The organism is Empedobacter sp. GD03739, from assembly GCF_029843245.1.
Lineage (GTDB): Bacteria > Bacteroidota > Bacteroidia > Flavobacteriales > Weeksellaceae > Empedobacter > Empedobacter falsenii_B.
This window is the reverse complement of sequence record NZ_JAOCHX010000057.1, coordinates 1-17,603: the sequence shown is the minus strand read 5'-3', so window position 1 is coordinate 17,603 and position 17,603 is coordinate 1. Positions and strand designations below refer to the sequence as shown.

Below are 17,603 nucleotides of genomic sequence, written 5' to 3'. Positions count from 1 at the left end.
ATGGGTTTGGCAAAAGCGGGGCGGAGAGTTATCATTTAGAAGATTTCAGCACTTTTAGCCGCAAAAAACCATTTCGTTTTTTTTTTTTTGTAATTTTGAAAAAACGAAAATGGTTTTTGCTCGGTTCGGGTTTAGTTGGAATTTCCGTCTATCTTATCCCCGCCTTCGCCAAGCCCTTTCCCGTTAGCACTCACCCTAAAAGAACCACACGACCGATAATAAACCGACAGAAACAGAAGACGAAAATGCCAACGCTTCGCAAAATCAAAAGAGGTGTTTTACCAATGCACTTGCCGACACAAAAACACCACATTTAATTTTGCCCAACGGCTGCCAAGCCCACCCACCACCCCAAAGTCTAAAAATTCAAAAAAGAAACTTGCATAACTAAATCTTTTTGCTAATTTTGTCAATTACTGACAAGTTTAAATTTGCAAGTATATGAAAGCAACATTTGGAGAATATATAAAACAACTAAGGACAGATAACGGTTTGACCTTAACTCAACTTGCATTTCAGCTTGATCTTGACTCTGCAAATCTCAGCAAAATAGAAAACGGAAAAAGAGAGTTTGACGAAAAACGATTAGAAAAATTGGCAAATGCTTTTAATCTCGATTTTGAAAAATTGAAAACTGAATATTTTGCCGACCAATTCGCAAAGAAAATGTATCAGTATAATTGTTCGCCCGAAACACTAATTGTAGCAGAACAAAAGGTTAATTATTTAAAAAATATAAACGTAAAACAAGGAAAAATAAGATTTGAAAATGAAAAATAACCCAACGGTAATAGACTTGTTTTGCGGTTGTGGTGGACTTTCTTATGGGTTCATCGAAGCAGGCTTTGACGTGCTTTTAGGCATTGACCATTGGAAAGATGCGATTGTGACTTTTGAAAATACACATAAAAACGCAAAAGGAATTGTTGCCGATTTATTCAAAGAAACACCAAAAGAAATAAGTAAAAAAACGGAAATAAAAAATATTGATGTAATCATTGGAGGTCCGCCTTGCCAAGGTTTTTCCATTGCAGGAAAACGAATAATTGATGACGAGCGTAATCAACTCTATAAATCTTTTGTAAGTTATGTGAAATTCTATCAACCCAAAATTTTTCTAATGGAAAATGTTCCAAACATTGTTTCAATGGGAAAAGGTGTTGTTAAAGACAGCATCATAGAAGACTTTGAAAAACTTGGTTATACTGTTGTTTATAAAGTTTTATTAGCTTCTGAATACGGTGTTCCACAAAACAGAAGAAGAGCGTTTTTTGTTGGTACAAAAAACAATGAAGAATTTATTTTTCCCGAACCTACAACCGAAAATCCAGTAAGTGCAAAAGATGCAATTTCTGATTTACCAGAAAAATCTTTGACTGACGGAGCGAAATACAATACCGAACCAAAATCTGAATACCAAAAGTTAATCAGGGGTAAATCCGAGGGTATTTATAACCACGAAATTACAAACCACAGTGAACAAACGACAAGTATTATTTCTTTAGTTCCTGACGGTGGAAATTACAAAGATTTACCCGAAGAATTACGAAAAACAAGAAACGTAAATATTGCGTGGACGAGATTAAACAGCAAAAAACCGAGTTTCACTATTGATACAGGACACAGACATCATTTTCATTATAAATATAATCGTGTGCCAACCGTCAGAGAAAGTGCAAGAATACAATCTTTTCCCGATACGTTTGTATTTTTAGGAAGTAAAACAAGCCAGTATAAACAAGTTGGTAATGCTGTTCCTCCAATTTTGGCAAAGGTATTAGCACTAGAAATTAAGAAATATCTATGAGCAAAATAAAAACATACAGAATACCAAACGAATATTTTTTTCGTTTGCACCACGTCAGACCACGTTTTAAAAATGATGTGGAGGAAGTTTTGTTGTATGTAGCAACTTCTATTTCTGAAATGGCTGTTTTACCAAATAATGACTTCAAGAACGAACTGAACAGAGTTTTATTTGGGTTCAAAAAAAATGCAACATCAACACAGAAAACAATAGATAATTGGCGGACTGAAATTTCAGCATTGTTTGGTTTCATTCAAGAAACAAACGGATATTCCCAACCAAGTATAATGGCAAAACGACTTGCTAATAATCAATATTTAGACGAGTTTTTTAATTACTTTTTGTTTTCATTCCAATATCCAGGCGGACATATTAAATCCCAAAATGTAATCAAGCAAATTGAAGCAGGGATAAAATTCAAACCTTGTCAATTTATTCTCAATTTGCTAATTGAGGGCGAAAAACTTTTAGGAAAACCTTTTAGTGTAACAGCGGAAGAATTAACACAATGTGCTTATTTTGATTTGCGTGTTACAACAGGAAAAAGACAAGCAAAAGAAGTGGCAAAACTTATTCTGCAAAACAGAAAAGAAAAAGTCGAATATGAATACGATTACGAAGCATTAAGAAACGAGCGTACAGGCGAATTTCCATCAAAAGGCGACACCAATCGCTATGCAGGGGACATTTTGGATTATATGGTTTTAGCCAACCTTTTGCATCACAAAGGAACAGGCTACTATTACTATTTGAATGACGAAAATAAAGAAACAATCAATTATCACTTATTAAATGATGTTTGGTTTGATGAATACGACAAATTCTACAATACAGACGTAATTACAAATCCAGAAATTGGAGCTTTAGAAGAAGTTTGGTTTGACTTTGTAAACAGCTTTGACAATATCGAAGCATTTGCACCTCATTTAGAAGAGCGAGAAGCCGAAAATATATCTGCACTTATTCAAGAGTATTACTCACGAATGAGAGATGATAGAAAAGTTCCTACAAAAATATTTGGCGATTATGGTGAAACGTTGATTTTAGCACACGAATATTTGAGAACAAAAGACGTTTCAAATCGTCAGCATTTAATCAATAAAATTCCAACACCGCTTGGAGTGGGTTACGATTTACAAAGCATCGAAATTGAGAAAAACAAACGATACATCGAAGTAAAAACGACCAAATCAAGAAAAGCAATCAATAATAATCGCTTTAAATTGACACCTAATGAATGGGATACAGCCGAAACATTAGGCGATAATTATTTTGTGTATTATTTGGTTATCAACGATGAGGGTAAAAACATTTTCATTATTCAAAATCCAGTTAAACAATTCACTTCAGGCAATCTGAAAATTGATAAAAATTTAGTTGTTGAATTTTCTAAAACATCAGGACAATGGCACAGACTTTTGGAGATTACAAATTAAAGGTTGCTTCGCTTTTCTGCGGTTGCGGAGGAATGGATTTAGGCATTCAAGGGGATTTTAATTTCCTTGACAAGCATTATGCTGAATTGCCTTTTGAAGTTGTTTATGCAGTTGATAATGATGCGTATGCAACAAAAATTTACAATGACAACTTTTCGCATAAATGCGAAACAAAAGACGTTCGAGACATTATTCCGAGCGAAGTTCCCGACCACGATATTTTATTAGGAGGTTTTCCTTGTCAATCATTTTCAATTAGTGCCCAAAATCCACCAAGATTAGGATACAAAGACGATAGAGGAAAATTGTTTTTTGAAATGGTCAAAGTTTTAAAAGAAAAACAACCTCGCTTTTTTATTGGCGAAAATGTAAAAGGTTTGCTTTCAGCAAACAAAGGCAAAGCCTTTCCAATGATTGTAAAAGAGTTTGAGAAAGCAGGTTATCACATTCATTACAAACTTTTAAACGCTTCTGAATTCGGAGTTCCACAAAAACGTGAACGTGTTTTTATTGTAGGCTTTAGAAATTTTGATGATTATTTTAACTTCAAATTTCCACAACCAAACACATTAAACGGTTCTAAAATTGTCCTCAAACAAGTCATTGACAAAAAAGCAGACAAGGACGAAAAATGGTTCTTCAGCCAAAGAGCTGTTGATGGAATGTTGCGTGTTCGTGAGAAAATGAATAAAGGAAGAGTCCAAGACTTGAACCAACCTTGTAATACAATCAGTTCACATTTGGCAAAAGTGAGCCTAAACGGAACTGACCCTGTATTAATGGTAAATGAACGATACAGAAGATTTACACCAAGGGAAGCCGCAAGTATTCAATCTTTTCCGACAACATTTAAGTTAGATAGCGTTTCTGACAATAGACAATACCGAGCAATCGGAAATGCCGTTCCACCTGTTTTAATGTGGAATGTGGTAAATGCCTTATCCAAATTATTTATCGAAGAAAAAAATGAACAAAAGAAAATGATAGAAAATTTGGTGTAAATCTCCTCGCTGTTAGTGGCACATTTGCAAAACCGCAGAAGCCAACGCTAAAGCCAAGTTTTGCAAAAGAGCCACCAAGCCAACGCACCAAGACAGACACGAGATGACAACGAACAAAGACGACAGAAAAGAAGGGCGAAGTGCTAACATCGGTTTTGCAAAATGGCGAGTTTCGTGCTTCTATGACAGTTTCGTGCAAGGTTCAAGTTCAATTTTTCAATTGAAATTTTGTGCTTGAAATCCGCCACTTCGCAAAGCCGGCGGGACGTTAGCAGCCATTTAACAAAGACCCTGCAAAATAAGACAGAATAGCAAAATGACAGAACCGGTAACGACACAGACTACACCATTACAGAACCTGTTTTTCTACATTCGGGACTTATTCAACACGTCCGACTATTGCTATGACTTTGAGAAAGAAAAAGGCAATGAAAAATCAGAAGAAAAGAATTATTGGAAAATCGGCAAACTGATTTCGCTATCACAAAAGTGTGAGCAGAAGAACATAAAAGAGTTTTCCTTTCCGATCGAAAACACCGAATATATTCTAAAAGTCAAACGCATTGCCATACCGACAGAGCCAGAACTGCCGTTTGACTTGAATGATTGGACAATTACAAATCGATCAACAGACATTCCTACTGTCACTTTCAAAACGCAACTTGAAACATTGGAAAAGTTTGAAAACTCGGACAAACGAATAAAAGACCTTGAAAGATACAAAGAACAATCTCAAACTTCACTTTTTGAACAGACATTACCACCGTCATTAGACGGTTGGATAAATTTCGTAAACAATCAGCCTGTTCCTATAAAAGAGAAGAAAGCGGTTGTATTATTTTCCGACAATGAAAGCAGAGTAAAACAAGCAGAAAAATACAAAAAGGAATTTGACGAGTTTCACACAAAATACGAAGTGCCTTTTAAAACGAACAAAGTCTATGACGCTTTGCATACGCTTCATTACGAGTTAAAAGGCAGAGACAACAGACGGCTGTACATTTCTTTTGGCTTAGTAAGTGGGAAAATTGGAAACCAGAGTTATCGCAATTTCTTTTTCAATGTTCCATTGAAAATAAGCCTAAAAAACCAAGAAATTAGAATAGAAACGGACACTTTTTCAAGCAAGATATTTTGTGAACAATATTTTGTAGAATTATTTGACACGCATTTTAAAAATGAACACACATCAGTAATAGAAGAACGAAAAAAAGAAGTGTTGCTATCTATTGACAAATTCAATTCAAAACAAAAAGAATTTCTCTTTGACAACGAGTTTTTAAGAAGTGAATACTACAACATTGGAATTGAAATACTATCTGCTTTCGTAAACAAAAAAGATGCTTTTTTCAATGGAGAAAAACTGAATTATGAATTTGAAAATGCAAATGAAAATAACCGATTAACTTTCAGTTTTTCGCCAATTATTCAAACTAAAATAGTTGAAAGCCAAATTGCCATTTCAAAAGATGCAAACAACATCATCAATAAAATCAATGAGCTGCAATCATTGGGCGACTTGCAACTCATTCCCGATTTTTTCAAAAAATTATTTTCAATAGACGGATTAGAACCTGCAACAGACAATACAACAAGCAACCGACAAACATCAGAAAGCGGAAGTTTAAACGGAATTAAACACAGGTCTTTGTTTCCATTGCCATACAACGATGAACAATTTGAAATCGTCAAACGATTAAACGAACAAGATGCTGTTACCGTTAAAGGTCCGCCCGGAACAGGCAAAAGCCACACAATAGCAAATCTCATTTCTCATTACGTAGCACAGGGAAAATCAATACTTGTTGTTTCGCATAATGCCAAAGCATTATCCGTACTCAAAGACAAATTACCAAAATCAATACAGGAACTTGCTGTGTCGTTAGTAAATGATGGAAAAGGCAATGAAAACCTTAAAGCCTCTGTAAATGCGATTATTCGCAACTTATCACAACGTTACGAAGAAAGTAAGGTAACTGAATTGGAAACACAACTAACTGAGTTAGAAAAAAAGTATGCTGACACATTAAGCGAAATCTATAAAGTAGTACAAACCAATAGTAAACTTTTCAAAATCATAAATCCCATTACCAATATAGTCGAAGAAAAAACAGCATATGAATGGGCTGTTTATCTATTTGAGCAAAGTGATTATCAAACAGAGTTTGTCAAGGATAAAATATCTCACACAACCGAAACAAATGGATTGATAGAAAATTTATCGGCACTTGCATTAATAGGAAACAATCTTAAACAAGACGAGTTTTCATTGGTTAATTACAACTTTCTTTCAGACGACAGTTTTCTCCAACTAAATGAATTGCGTAAAATTGAAATACAACTTTCTGAAATAAAAGAGAAAATCAATATTGCAGATTATGTTTCAATTCAACCAAACGGCTATACAGAAAAATTAAAAACCGAAATTGAAAACATTGAGAAACTTTATGAGCAATTTCAAGCACAGGAAATTCCAAATATTATTTTCAAACATCATAAATTCAATCTTAGTTTACTAAAAAACCTACTTAAACAAAGCGAAGTTTTTAGAGAGCAAGTGCAGTCGGCAAATGAAAAATTACTTTCATATCAACTTGATTTATCAGCTATTGACGATGCAGACCCTGATATTTTGCACCAACAGATCAACCAACTGATTGTAAAATTTGGAGATAGTAAAACATTAGGTTGGCTTGCTAAAAGTTTATTAGACAAAAACCTAAAGCGCTTTTTTGATTGCAAAGTCAATTACAATCCTGTAACCGATATTGACCAATTAGTCATAATTGAAATTGAAATAAACAAAAGAAAATGCCTGAAACAATTATCAATTACGTTCAATAACTATCTGAATAGTTTTGCTATTCCAAAGCAAACCAATATTCAGGAAGCTATAAAAGAACTTGACTTTACGGTATATTTTCACGATGCTATTTCTGCTTCCAACAATGAACTAAAATCTAAAGACTTTCCGCAAGTTTCTTTAAGTTTATCAAATTTTATTGCTGAACTAACATTTTTGAAAAATATAAAACTCTATTCTGATTACAAAAATATAATCAGCTTTATTAAAGAAGCAAAGCTAAAACTAACTTCATTTGAGAAGCCATATCCTACTATTTACAAGATAGCAGAAGCAATTGAAAATGTTGATAGAGCTTCTTATGAAATGTATTTGTCAGAATATAGAAGTAAAAGAGAAAAACAAGTACAAGCGTTTGAGTTTGACAAATTGTATCGTAATGTTTTTACTATTATTCCGATAACAGCAAATACAATAAAAAATATTTGTCAATCAGATAATCAGATTGTTTTAAACAAAGAAACTTGCGAAAGAGATATTTTCTTTCTAAAAGTAAACAACTTCCTTGAAGCAATAACGAACGAAACAAAAGGTTCAGAAAAATTGCTTTCCAATTTACAAACAGTTAAAAGAAGTATTGAAAAGCAAACAGCAGATATTATTTCTTACAAAACTTGGTATCATAAATCAAAAAATGTAAGCGACACACAAAAAGCAGCGTTAAATGCGTGGCTTAACGACCTAATCAACATCGGTAAAGGATACGGAAAAAATACGGCTCGAAATATTGCTTCGGCAATAATGAATATGCAAGTTGCAAAAGGTGCGGTTCCAATTTGGATTATGCCACAAGCAACAGCCGTAACCTTTTTTCCTGATGCCTCGCCCAATCAATTTGATTTACTGATTATTGACGAAGCAAGCCAATGCGACATAAGCAGTCTTAATCTTATCTTTCGTTGCAAAAAAAGTCTAATCGTTGGCGATGAAAACCAAACTTCTGTTGTTGCAGATAAAAGCATTTTCACGATTGAACGAACAAATAAACTTCTTGATAAATACTTAATATCTCATAAGTTCAAAACGCAGTTTGACGTGAACAACAAAAACAACAGTATTTACACGATTAGTGGCGTCATCTATCCTAATATCGTAACGCTGACCGAGCATTTTAGGTGCTTGCCAGAGATTATAGGGTTTTCAAACCAATACGTTTATAATTCTGACATTATTCCACTTAAAACTGCAACCGAATATAGATTTGGCAAGCCTGTTGAAATTCATTATGTGGAAGACAATTATCTTGAAGAACAAAAACCATTAATCGTTCAGAAAGTAGTTGAAGAAATTGAAAAATATATTCTTAATTATCAACAAGACAACTTAAAAGAGTTGCCGAGTATTGGAGTTCTTACATTAGACAGTTCAAACAACAAACACCAAACTTTATTGATTAGACAAATTTCACAAAATGAACTAATCAAGCAATATGAAGATAAACTAGAATTACTGATTGGAACATCAAGAGAGTTTCAAGGAGATGAACGAGATATAATGTTTCTAACAATTACAGCAAGTCATAGTTTTAATGAGCGAACTAATGAGATAAGACCACCAAGAGCCGCAGCAACAGAAGAATATATGCGGATATTTAATGTTGCCGCTAGTAGAGCAAAGGAAAAGTCTGTAGTTGTTCACAGTATTCACCCTGATGCTGTTGGAATAATGAACCCCGAATGTTACAGAAAGAAACTTATTGACTATTATTCAACTGGACAGAACAAAAGGACAGACGGTAGTACAACTATAAATCTGCAATCATTACTAAACAGGACAGACGCTAATTCTGGCGACTTTGAAAAAAGTGTTTGCAGGTTTCTATATGACAACGGATTGGGCGACTGCTTGTTTCCGCAATTTGAAGTCGGTAAATACAGTATTGACTTTGGTATTATCAAAAACAACAAAAAGTTGGCAATAGAATGTGACGGCTTTACCTACCATTCAGGCATTGTGAAAATCCAAGACGACATCAACCGACAACTAATTTTAGAAAGAGCAGGCTGGCGTTTCTTTCGTATACAAAGCACAGATTGGTTTTACAGAAACTCAACAGTAAGTAGTGAATTGATAAATTGGATAAACGACAACACGACAGACAGATAAACGGCTGCTAACAGGCGTTTGGCAAAAAAGCGGTTTCAGTGCTTAAATGAAGTTTTGTGCTTCGTATCAAGTTCAGTGCTAGCAGACAGTTTAGTGCTTCGAAATCCGCTTCTTCGCCAAGCGCCAAAACGTTATGCGACACCCTAAACGAACAGCGTAGAAAAAACAAATGACATTGAATGGTAAACAAAATCAAAGATTATTTAGACCTAATCCATTCCGAAATACAGGAATGTTACGCTGACGAAATCAATTTACGAGAAACTGATTTTGAAAAATACAACATCTTTGATTTTGCAAATTTTCATTTGATTTATCAATATATTCTTAATGATAATTTTGAAAAAAACGACTTATTCATAAGCATCCCCGAAGATGAATATCGTGAGAACTTTTTTACTTCTATTTTTCATTCTATTGTCTTAATAAAACTTTACCAAAATTATTTTAATTATGAAAAATCAAACCCACCATTAGATAAAAACGATTTAGTTTATTCACACAGCAGAAAAAGAGTATTTCAAGTTATTAGAAAAACACCTTCTGGCTTAACATTAAAATATAAATTCCCAAAAAAAAGTGAAGGAGATGGAAATTTCACAATTAGTGGTCATAAGTTTTATAAAATAAATCCGAATCTATCAAATGGAAGAAATACTTCAAAAAACATTGATAACTATATAAATTTTCTGCATAATGTTTTTGGGAGAAACTTTCCATTTATAACAGATTTTAAAAGCAGAACCTTGGTAATTGCTGAAAAGCAATTTTTTAGAGAAAGTAAATTTTTGCCGATAAGATATACAAATAAAAATGGAAAAATCAGTAATGATTTACCATTTTTCAGCTATTTGGTCGAATGTTGCAATGATTTCAATTCTGCTCAAAATTTTCTTTTAAATGAAAACCAACAATTTGACGAAATCATAATTATTGGGGATGCAAAATATAGAAATTCTTTTGACTTTATTTTGCAAGAAAAATACAGAGATAAATACAAAAACATAATTGTAATAGGAACAGATAAGCCAAGTTCTGAAAATCAATTTTTAGAATGGTGGTGGTCAAATGATGAAGTGAAAATTGCAAACAATGAAACACCGAATGAAACGATAAAAGTCAAATTAAACAACAGCAACTTATATTCATCATTTATAGAACTTTCAAAAGAAATTGATCAAATAAAAGTTGAAAGCAAGGTAAACCTCGCTTTCATTTTGAAATACACTAATTTCTTTTTGAGAATGATTTTGGTAAATACTAACCTGTCAAAAGGAATTTATCAAGAATATTTAGACCGATTAAATCATTATTTTCAAAGTGATTCTTTTTCAGAGGAATTAAATAATCTTTTCTACGAAAAAGACATTTACAATCCTGATACAATTAAAGGATTTACTGACCGTATTTTCAATTTGTTTTCAAAAATTTCCAGCATATTGGAAAATGAAAATTTGAAATGGAACTATATCAAGCGGAAAGCAAAAGAAAACAGTCATAAACCAGTTTATGTTGTTATAGAGAAGAAAAACTATGATGCTATTTTTAATCAAATAAAAAACGAAAGGACAAACAACATTCGATTAATTAGTGATAAAAGAATTGATAATTCAAAACTCTATTTAGACAAGTGGATAAATGACGAACAACAAAATTCGGAAAACCGAATTGTAATCGTTCCTTATTTGAATAATCTTGAATTATATGCGAAAATTAAATCTATAAAAGGTAATTGCGAAGTTCTTTGTTACGAGAATTTAGACGAAATTTCTTTTGACAATGTTGTACAGGCATACCAAAATCAAGAAAAAACAAGATTAAATCACAAAGACAGATTAGAATTTTTCAAAACGAACTTCATTCATTCATCAGAAATAAAAAAACGAGAATTAGATGATATTTTTGCTTTTGACTTGAATAGTGATAGTTTTAAAAACAATCCTTATGAAACTATTGATTTACCAAAGGAACAAGCAATTTATGAAATTGAATTTAGTGACGGGACAAAAGATAAATTTGATTCTTCAAAAGGCGTTTTTCTAATTGAAAATAACGAACAAATCAAAACGACAATTGGAGAAGTCTATGTAAATGCTACTATTCGTTTTTACCAAAACAATAGTAAAGAAGAATTTAGAAAAATCCTAAGAATCTTCGATACCGAAAATTTATTAGATTCATTTGACAAGTATTCTGAAAGTTGGAAACAAACGTTGAAAGATTTGTCATCAAAATTTGAAAGTACCGAAAAGTTATTCGATGCTTTGTTTACATCATTCAAAATAAATTACAATACTTTTCGGTTGTATTTGGACGAAAAATCATCAACAAGATTTCCAAGAGTAAAAACATTAGAAGTTATTCGAGATTTTTGTTTGAATAATAATCGTTCAAGCGATTTAATCGTAACTGAATTTGATAAATTCAAAGTTTATTCTAAAAAAGACCATTCCATAAGGCAACAAGCAGGAAAGATTTTGGGTAACGATTTATTAGATTATGTTGCTTCTAACAAGGAAGAAAAAAGCGATTCTCTAAAAAAATTACCTACTGAAATTTTAGAAAAACTAACAGAAACAATTCAAGAAAAAACCATAATTAAAAAGACTTTGGTAAATGAATAATTATATAGACGAGCCAAGATTGATATTTCGGGAAACAATTAAAGATAATTTGATTGGACCCGGTTCGGATGTTTTTATTTCTGACAATGAAAACGAAATCATTTCAGATTATCCATTGAGCAGATATTATTCAGGAATTCTATTTCCCGAGCGTGATATGGAAGCTTCTATTGGAGAAAAAGAAACACACGATGCAAATGCAGAAATTGAAGATGATAACATTGAAACTGAAATACCTGAAACAGATGTCACAAATGACAATTCTGATGAAGATATCGATAAAAGTAAAAATATAGAACCCGAAAAAGAATATTCCGAAGCCAATCAATATTTTCCAACAAACTTTGGTTTGACATTTTGCGTTCCTAAAGAAGCTAAAACTTTGACTGTTACTTTCAGTTATGCAAAATACACGCAAATAGAATCAACATCTGCAACAATAGAAATTTCAGAAGATGACTTCAAAAAATTTTCTGAAAACCCATACAATTCAGTAACCAAATATTTTAAGTATGAAAACGGACTAATGTCCTTAAACAAGGAAGAGTTTGACAAAGGCGGTTTGTCTGTTCGTAATTATAGAAGTCGATTTAAAGAAAATGAACAACAAACAGAGTTACTTGACAGCGTTGCATATAAAAAAGGAGAATTGCTTTTAGGACGACTTTGGAAAAGAGTAAAAATAGAACCTAAAGTTGTTGAACTAAATCTAACAGAAATAAACTTTGATGAATCGAAAGAATATCCATTAGACCAAAATCAAGAAGACAATTCAGTTGTTACGTGTTATTACAAGAAAATTTACGAAACCAATTACGGAAAATTCATAAAAATTTTGTTGGCAAATCGACTGAACCACCCGAAAAATAAATTTTCATTCAGTAATGAGCAATTAAATAGAAATTCAATATTTCAAGGCGAAATTTCAATTTCGGGAGTCACGTTTTTACCCTACAAACAACTTTCAGAAACCAATCCATTTGATGAAGAATTAAACTTAATCAACTTTCAATACAGAAAAGAACACTCTTTTGCTATCGGACACGGTTGTGCGGTTAATTGGAATGATGATAAAAATCCAACAGAATTAAAAACTACATTTTTACCCGAAGTTGATATTAAAAATTATAGCAACGCTTTTAAAGAAGATTTTCCTGAAAATCTAAAAGATATTACTGAATTAAAAAAACTTTCAATTTGGACTGACTTAGATAAATCAACAATCATTCAAAAATTGAAACTATTTGCTCAAGAGTATAAAACTTGGATAATAGAACAAGAAAAAACAAATGCAGAAAGAGATTATAAAAAATCTTTAAATACAATTTTAGAAAAGCAGAACAAAACATACGAAAGGCTTATCAAGAATATAGACTTTCTGAATGAAAACGAAATTGCATTCAAGTCATTTTTGCTTTCAAATACAGCAATGTATATCCAAATGCTAATCTCAAACAAAGATTTATTTGGAAAGAAAGGAATTGAACTATCTGAAATTGATAAAAAATTCAAATACAATGATTTGGATTTTTTCAAAAATCATTCGTTTAAACCAAATTACAGGCCTTTTCAATTAGCATTTTTCCTATTGAATCTTGAATCAATCATCAATGAAGATTCAAACGACAGAAACAACGTTGTTGATTTGCTTTGGTTTCCTACAGGTGGAGGAAAAACAGAAGCATATTTGGCAATTACAGCATTCACGATAATTAGCAGAAGAGTTTTACACGGAAAAGATTCAGGCGGAGTTTCTGTAATAATGCGATATACATTGCGTTTGCTTACTGCACAGCAATTTGAACGTGCAACAAAATTGATTCTTTCATTAGACTTTTTGAGAAGATTTTTCAAGCCAAACGAAGAGTATTTTTTTGGAGAAAGTAAAGTTTCGATTGGAATGTGGGTCGGTGCTTCAACAACACCAAACTCATATAAAGATGCTAAAACTATATTCAAAAAAACATTTGACGAAATAACCAAACTGAATAATAAAAAAGCAGGAGATTATCGCAAAGCAAATACTTTTCCAATTACAAGTTGTTCTTGGTGCGGTTGCAATTTGGTTTCTCAAAACAATTCAGGAAAATTTGATTTAGGTTACAGAGCAACCGACAATACATTTTCAACCAATTGTTTAAATTCAAATTGTGCCTTTAGTACTGAATTGCCAATTTATTTTGTAGACGATAAAATTTATCAAAATCCACCAACATTACTTTTTGCAACCGTTGATAAATTTGCAATGCTCTCACATAGAGAAGAAGGTCATCATCTTTTTAATTCATTAGATGATAAAAAACTACCACCCGATTTAATTATACAAGATGAATTACACTTGTTGAGTGGTCCTTTGGGTTCAATCACGGGTTTGTATGAATCAATCGTTGAATTACTTTCTACAAAAGGGAAAAGAAAACCGAAAATTATCACATCAACAGCAACAACAAGAAATACGGAGCAACAAGTTGCAATGCTTTATGGAAACAGAAAATTGAACGTTTTTCCACCAATGGGAGTAACTTATGACGACAACTTCTTTTCTTACGTTTCTACTGAAAGCAAACGAAAACATATTGGCTTTATGCCAACAGGGAAAACTGCTTTAAATTCGCAAATACGAATTTTAGGGAATTTGCTTCTAGCAAGAATTGAATTGTTCAAGTATTACAGAGTAAAAGAAAATTTAACACAAGAAGAAGCAATACAGAGAGAGAATAATTTTTGGACGATTGTTTCATTCTATAACAGTTTGCGAGATGTTGGAAAAGTTTATAACAAAGTTCCTGCGGAAATTTCAGACTTCTTAAAACTACTGCATAATCGCCACCAATTGAGTAAACAAGCGTATGGATTTAATTATTTCGGACTTGCTGGAAGAACCAAAGAATTAACGAGTAGAATTGAAAGTAATTCTATCAAAAAACTATTAAATGAATTAGAAATGCCGTTTAGTTTGGTCGCAAAAGACGGTTTTGCTTTCGTTCAAAATTCGGTCGATTTGGTTTTAGCTTCTAATATGTTTTCTGTTGGTATTGACATTGGACGTTTGAATGTAATGTTGATGAACGGACAGCCTAAAAATGTAGCAGAGTATATTCAGGCATCAAGCCGTGTTGGACGCAAAGACAAAGGAATTGTAATCAATTTATTGGATGCCAACCGCTCAAGAGATAAATCGTATTTTGAAAATTATGTTCCTTTCAATAACGCATATTACAAGTTCGTTGAACCGTTAAGTGTTACGCCATTTACCGAAATTGCATTAGACAAAGTTTTAGCGAGTTTATTGGTTTGTTTTGTCAGACACAAACAAGGATTATATCCCGACAAACGAGCAAAAAATTTTACAGGAAATTATAAGGAACTTGAAGCATTTATTTCAGAGCGTATTAAAAACCAAAAACAACTTGATTACGCTTTAGAAAAATTAAAAGTTTTATCCGAAAAATGGACAACAAAAGAAGGCGATTTGACATACAAAATTTTGATTAAAAAAATGTCCGATTTAGATGATTGGAGTTTAATGATGTCAATGAGAGAAATAGACACGAACAGCATTGTAAAAATAATTAACAAGTAATGGGACAATTTGAGCAAATACAAACAAGGAAAGCCATTAGTTCTTACGGTGGTGTTGGTTCTATTATAGAAACAAGAGACGGTTCAATATTGATTGATAATTTTAATGATTGGCCATTTTTCCAATCCGTAAACGGAAAATTTGAAGAGCATAATTTCATTATTGACAAACGCTTTAAAAACCGTTTAAGTAGATATTTTCAAGAATTAGAATACTTGGTGAAAATTCCTGTTAATGATTTAAAACAAGGTTTTAAGCCCGAAAATCAATTTGCCTTTTTATCTGCAAAATATTTTCCTGAATGGTTCTATTGTAATAATTGTAACCGTTTTGATAGGATTGACCATTGGAAAAGCAATTGGGAAAATAACGTTAATTCGGAACACAAAGATAATTTTTATCCACCTAAATGCTATTGCTGTTATGTCAAAAACAGAGAAAAGAAAAGAAAGTTTTACGATTTAGAACAAGTGCGTTTTGTCTTAACATCACCGAATGGAGAAATTGCTGATATTCCTTGGGATAAATGGGCAATGTTTCTTAACAAGAAAAAAGATAACAAAAAAGAAGTCAATGAAACTGTAAGTGAAGAAGATATAATTACACTTGCAAATGTTCAAGTTCCCGAAGATGCAATTTTTGAATATAAAACCTCTGACAAATTAGATGATTTAAAAGGTATCTGGATAATTGCAAAAAGAAAAAACGGTGAGCAATTAAACTTCACAACGCTTTCGGGTTTGTTTAATTTGAGAATAAAAATTCAAGAGTTAATCCCAAACACAAAAGAAACAGACATTTTATTTAAACCTGTTATTCGTTCAAGTAACAGCGTTTACTATCCAAACATTTTATCAAGTATTTTCATTCCTGCAAATGATGAGTTAAATGAATACTCAATCAATTTAATTAGAGAAGAGCACGAAGACGGAAGCAATGCACAAACAATTTCAAAGAATCTGAAAAGATATAAAAGCATAGAAATTGATTCCACAATTATTCAAAAGTTGATTGACAATAATTTTAGTGAACGAGAACTTGAAATTGCCAAAACTGAAAATCAATACAGATTTGACGAATACAAATTCATTACAACTAAAATTGAACCTCAGAAAATTGAAGATAAACTCATTTTCAGCAAAATTGACAATTCGTTTTTTCAAAATGATTTGATAAAGTCCATTTTCAAAATGGATAAAATAAAAATCACATCTGTTCAGACTTCTTTTACACGACAAGAACCACTTCCATCAAGTTTGATTTTGGAAGATGAAGATGCTGAAAAAACAACAAAGGAAAGCATCGTAAAAAAGTTTACTTCAACTTTTGGTAAAACAACAAAATATTTACCAGCAATTGAAAGTTTTGGAGAAGGAATTTTCTTTGAATTTAACAATGAAATTCTAAATAATTGGATTGAAAATAATCCTAAAATAAAAGAACGAATAGAAATTCTTATCGGAAATCAAAACCACTTTGAATCCAACTTTAATGATGATTTTGAGTTAAATCCAAAATATGTTTTGATACACACTTTTTCACATTTAATCATCAAAGAATTGGAATATTTGTGTGGTTATCCATCAACGTCAATTCAAGAGCGACTTTATATTGACGATGAACTTGAAATGAACGGAGTTTTGATTTACACAATTGCAGGTTCAGAAGGTAGTTACGGAGGAATAACATCAATTTGTGATGACAATAAAATTGGAAAACTAATTGAATCCGCAATGATTCGTGCTATTGATTGTGCAACAGACCCGATTTGTTACCACACACACGGACAAGGTGTAGCAAACTTGAATCTTTCAGCTTGTTTTAGTTGTACTTTATTACCCGAAACATCTTGTGAAAAATTTAATTGCTATCTTGACAGAAGAATTTTAGTGGATAAAGATTACGGATATTTTAAAGAACTAATAAGGAAACTATGAAAAAGGGCGGTCGCATAACATCGGTTTTGCAAAAGAGCGGGTTAAGTGCAAAATTCAACGTTTGTAATTCTATCACCGCATAAGCCATTTTTATTTCCTTTTTTGTAATTTAGCAAATAGAAAATGGCATATGCTACTGTAGTGCTAAACTGAACTTTTGTGCTTCCTTTTCCGCTCCTTCGCAAAGCCGTTTCCCGTTGTACGACATTTTTCCCAAACAGATTTCAATAATTTTAGAATAGAATT

9 protein-coding genes are annotated in these 17,603 nt (G+C 32.2%); all 9 read left to right on the top strand.

Translation table 11 applies throughout. The annotated features are described in order from the left end of the window. The coding region (locus tag N5E64_RS14065; protein ID WP_280038026.1) for a hypothetical protein at positions 1 to 317 on the top strand (317 nt) is incomplete at its 5' end. A 124-nt stretch (positions 318 to 441) separates the two neighbouring features. Then, positions 442 to 780, top strand: coding sequence for a helix-turn-helix transcriptional regulator (locus tag N5E64_RS14060; RefSeq protein WP_280038025.1), 339 nt, complete (start codon positions 442 to 444; stop codon positions 778 to 780). After that, positions 770 to 1,807: a DNA cytosine methyltransferase gene (locus tag N5E64_RS14055; RefSeq protein ID WP_125349224.1), complete on the top strand. Its 1,038-nt coding sequence runs from the start codon at positions 770 to 772 to the stop codon at positions 1,805 to 1,807. The genes N5E64_RS14060 and N5E64_RS14055 overlap by 11 nt, the downstream gene beginning before the upstream one ends. Next, positions 1,804 to 3,243, top strand: coding sequence for a protein NO VEIN domain-containing protein (locus N5E64_RS14050; RefSeq protein ID WP_125349223.1), 1,440 nt, complete (start codon positions 1,804 to 1,806; stop codon positions 3,241 to 3,243). Before N5E64_RS14055 ends, N5E64_RS14050 begins: the two co-directional genes overlap by 4 nt. Beyond that, entirely contained in the window at positions 3,213 to 4,244 is a 1,032-nt protein-coding gene (locus tag N5E64_RS14045) for a DNA cytosine methyltransferase (protein ID WP_125349222.1), read from the top strand. Before N5E64_RS14050 ends, N5E64_RS14045 begins: the two co-directional genes overlap by 31 nt. Before the next feature lie 316 nt (positions 4,245 to 4,560). Beyond that, the gene (locus N5E64_RS14040) at positions 4,561 to 9,213 is read left to right on the top strand and encodes an AAA domain-containing protein (RefSeq protein ID WP_280038023.1); all 4,653 of its coding nucleotides are present in this window, start codon (positions 4,561 to 4,563) and stop codon (positions 9,211 to 9,213) included. A gap of 179 nt (positions 9,214 to 9,392) precedes the next feature. After that, a complete protein-coding gene (locus tag N5E64_RS14035) occupies positions 9,393 to 11,837 on the top strand; it encodes a hypothetical protein (protein WP_280038021.1) in 2,445 nt (814 codons plus the stop codon). Then, a complete protein-coding gene (locus tag N5E64_RS14030; RefSeq protein ID WP_280038020.1) occupies positions 11,830 to 15,420 on the top strand; it encodes a helicase-related protein in 3,591 nt (1,196 codons plus the stop codon). The genes N5E64_RS14035 and N5E64_RS14030 overlap by 8 nt, the downstream gene beginning before the upstream one ends. Beyond that, entirely contained in the window at positions 15,420 to 17,357 is a 1,938-nt protein-coding gene (locus tag N5E64_RS14025) for a DUF1998 domain-containing protein (RefSeq protein WP_280038019.1), read from the top strand. Before N5E64_RS14030 ends, N5E64_RS14025 begins: the two co-directional genes overlap by 1 nt. The last annotated feature ends 246 nt before the right edge of the window (positions 17,358 to 17,603 follow it).

Coding starts and splice junctions, on each gene's coding strand:
- N5E64_RS14025 (WP_280038019.1), top strand. CDS start 15,420: ATGGGACAATTTGAGCAAATACAAACAAGGAAAGCCATTAGTTCTTAC.
- N5E64_RS14060 (WP_280038025.1), top strand. CDS start 442: ATGAAAGCAACATTTGGAGAATATATAAAACAACTAAGGACAGATAAC.
- N5E64_RS14030 (WP_280038020.1), top strand. CDS start 11,830: ATGAATAATTATATAGACGAGCCAAGATTGATATTTCGGGAAACAATT.
- N5E64_RS14035 (WP_280038021.1), top strand. CDS start 9,393: ATGGTAAACAAAATCAAAGATTATTTAGACCTAATCCATTCCGAAATA.
- N5E64_RS14050 (WP_125349223.1), top strand. CDS start 1,804: ATGAGCAAAATAAAAACATACAGAATACCAAACGAATATTTTTTTCGT.
- N5E64_RS14040 (WP_280038023.1), top strand. CDS start 4,561: ATGACAGAACCGGTAACGACACAGACTACACCATTACAGAACCTGTTT.
- N5E64_RS14055 (WP_125349224.1), top strand. CDS start 770: ATGAAAAATAACCCAACGGTAATAGACTTGTTTTGCGGTTGTGGTGGA.
- N5E64_RS14045 (WP_125349222.1), top strand. CDS start 3,213: ATGGCACAGACTTTTGGAGATTACAAATTAAAGGTTGCTTCGCTTTTC.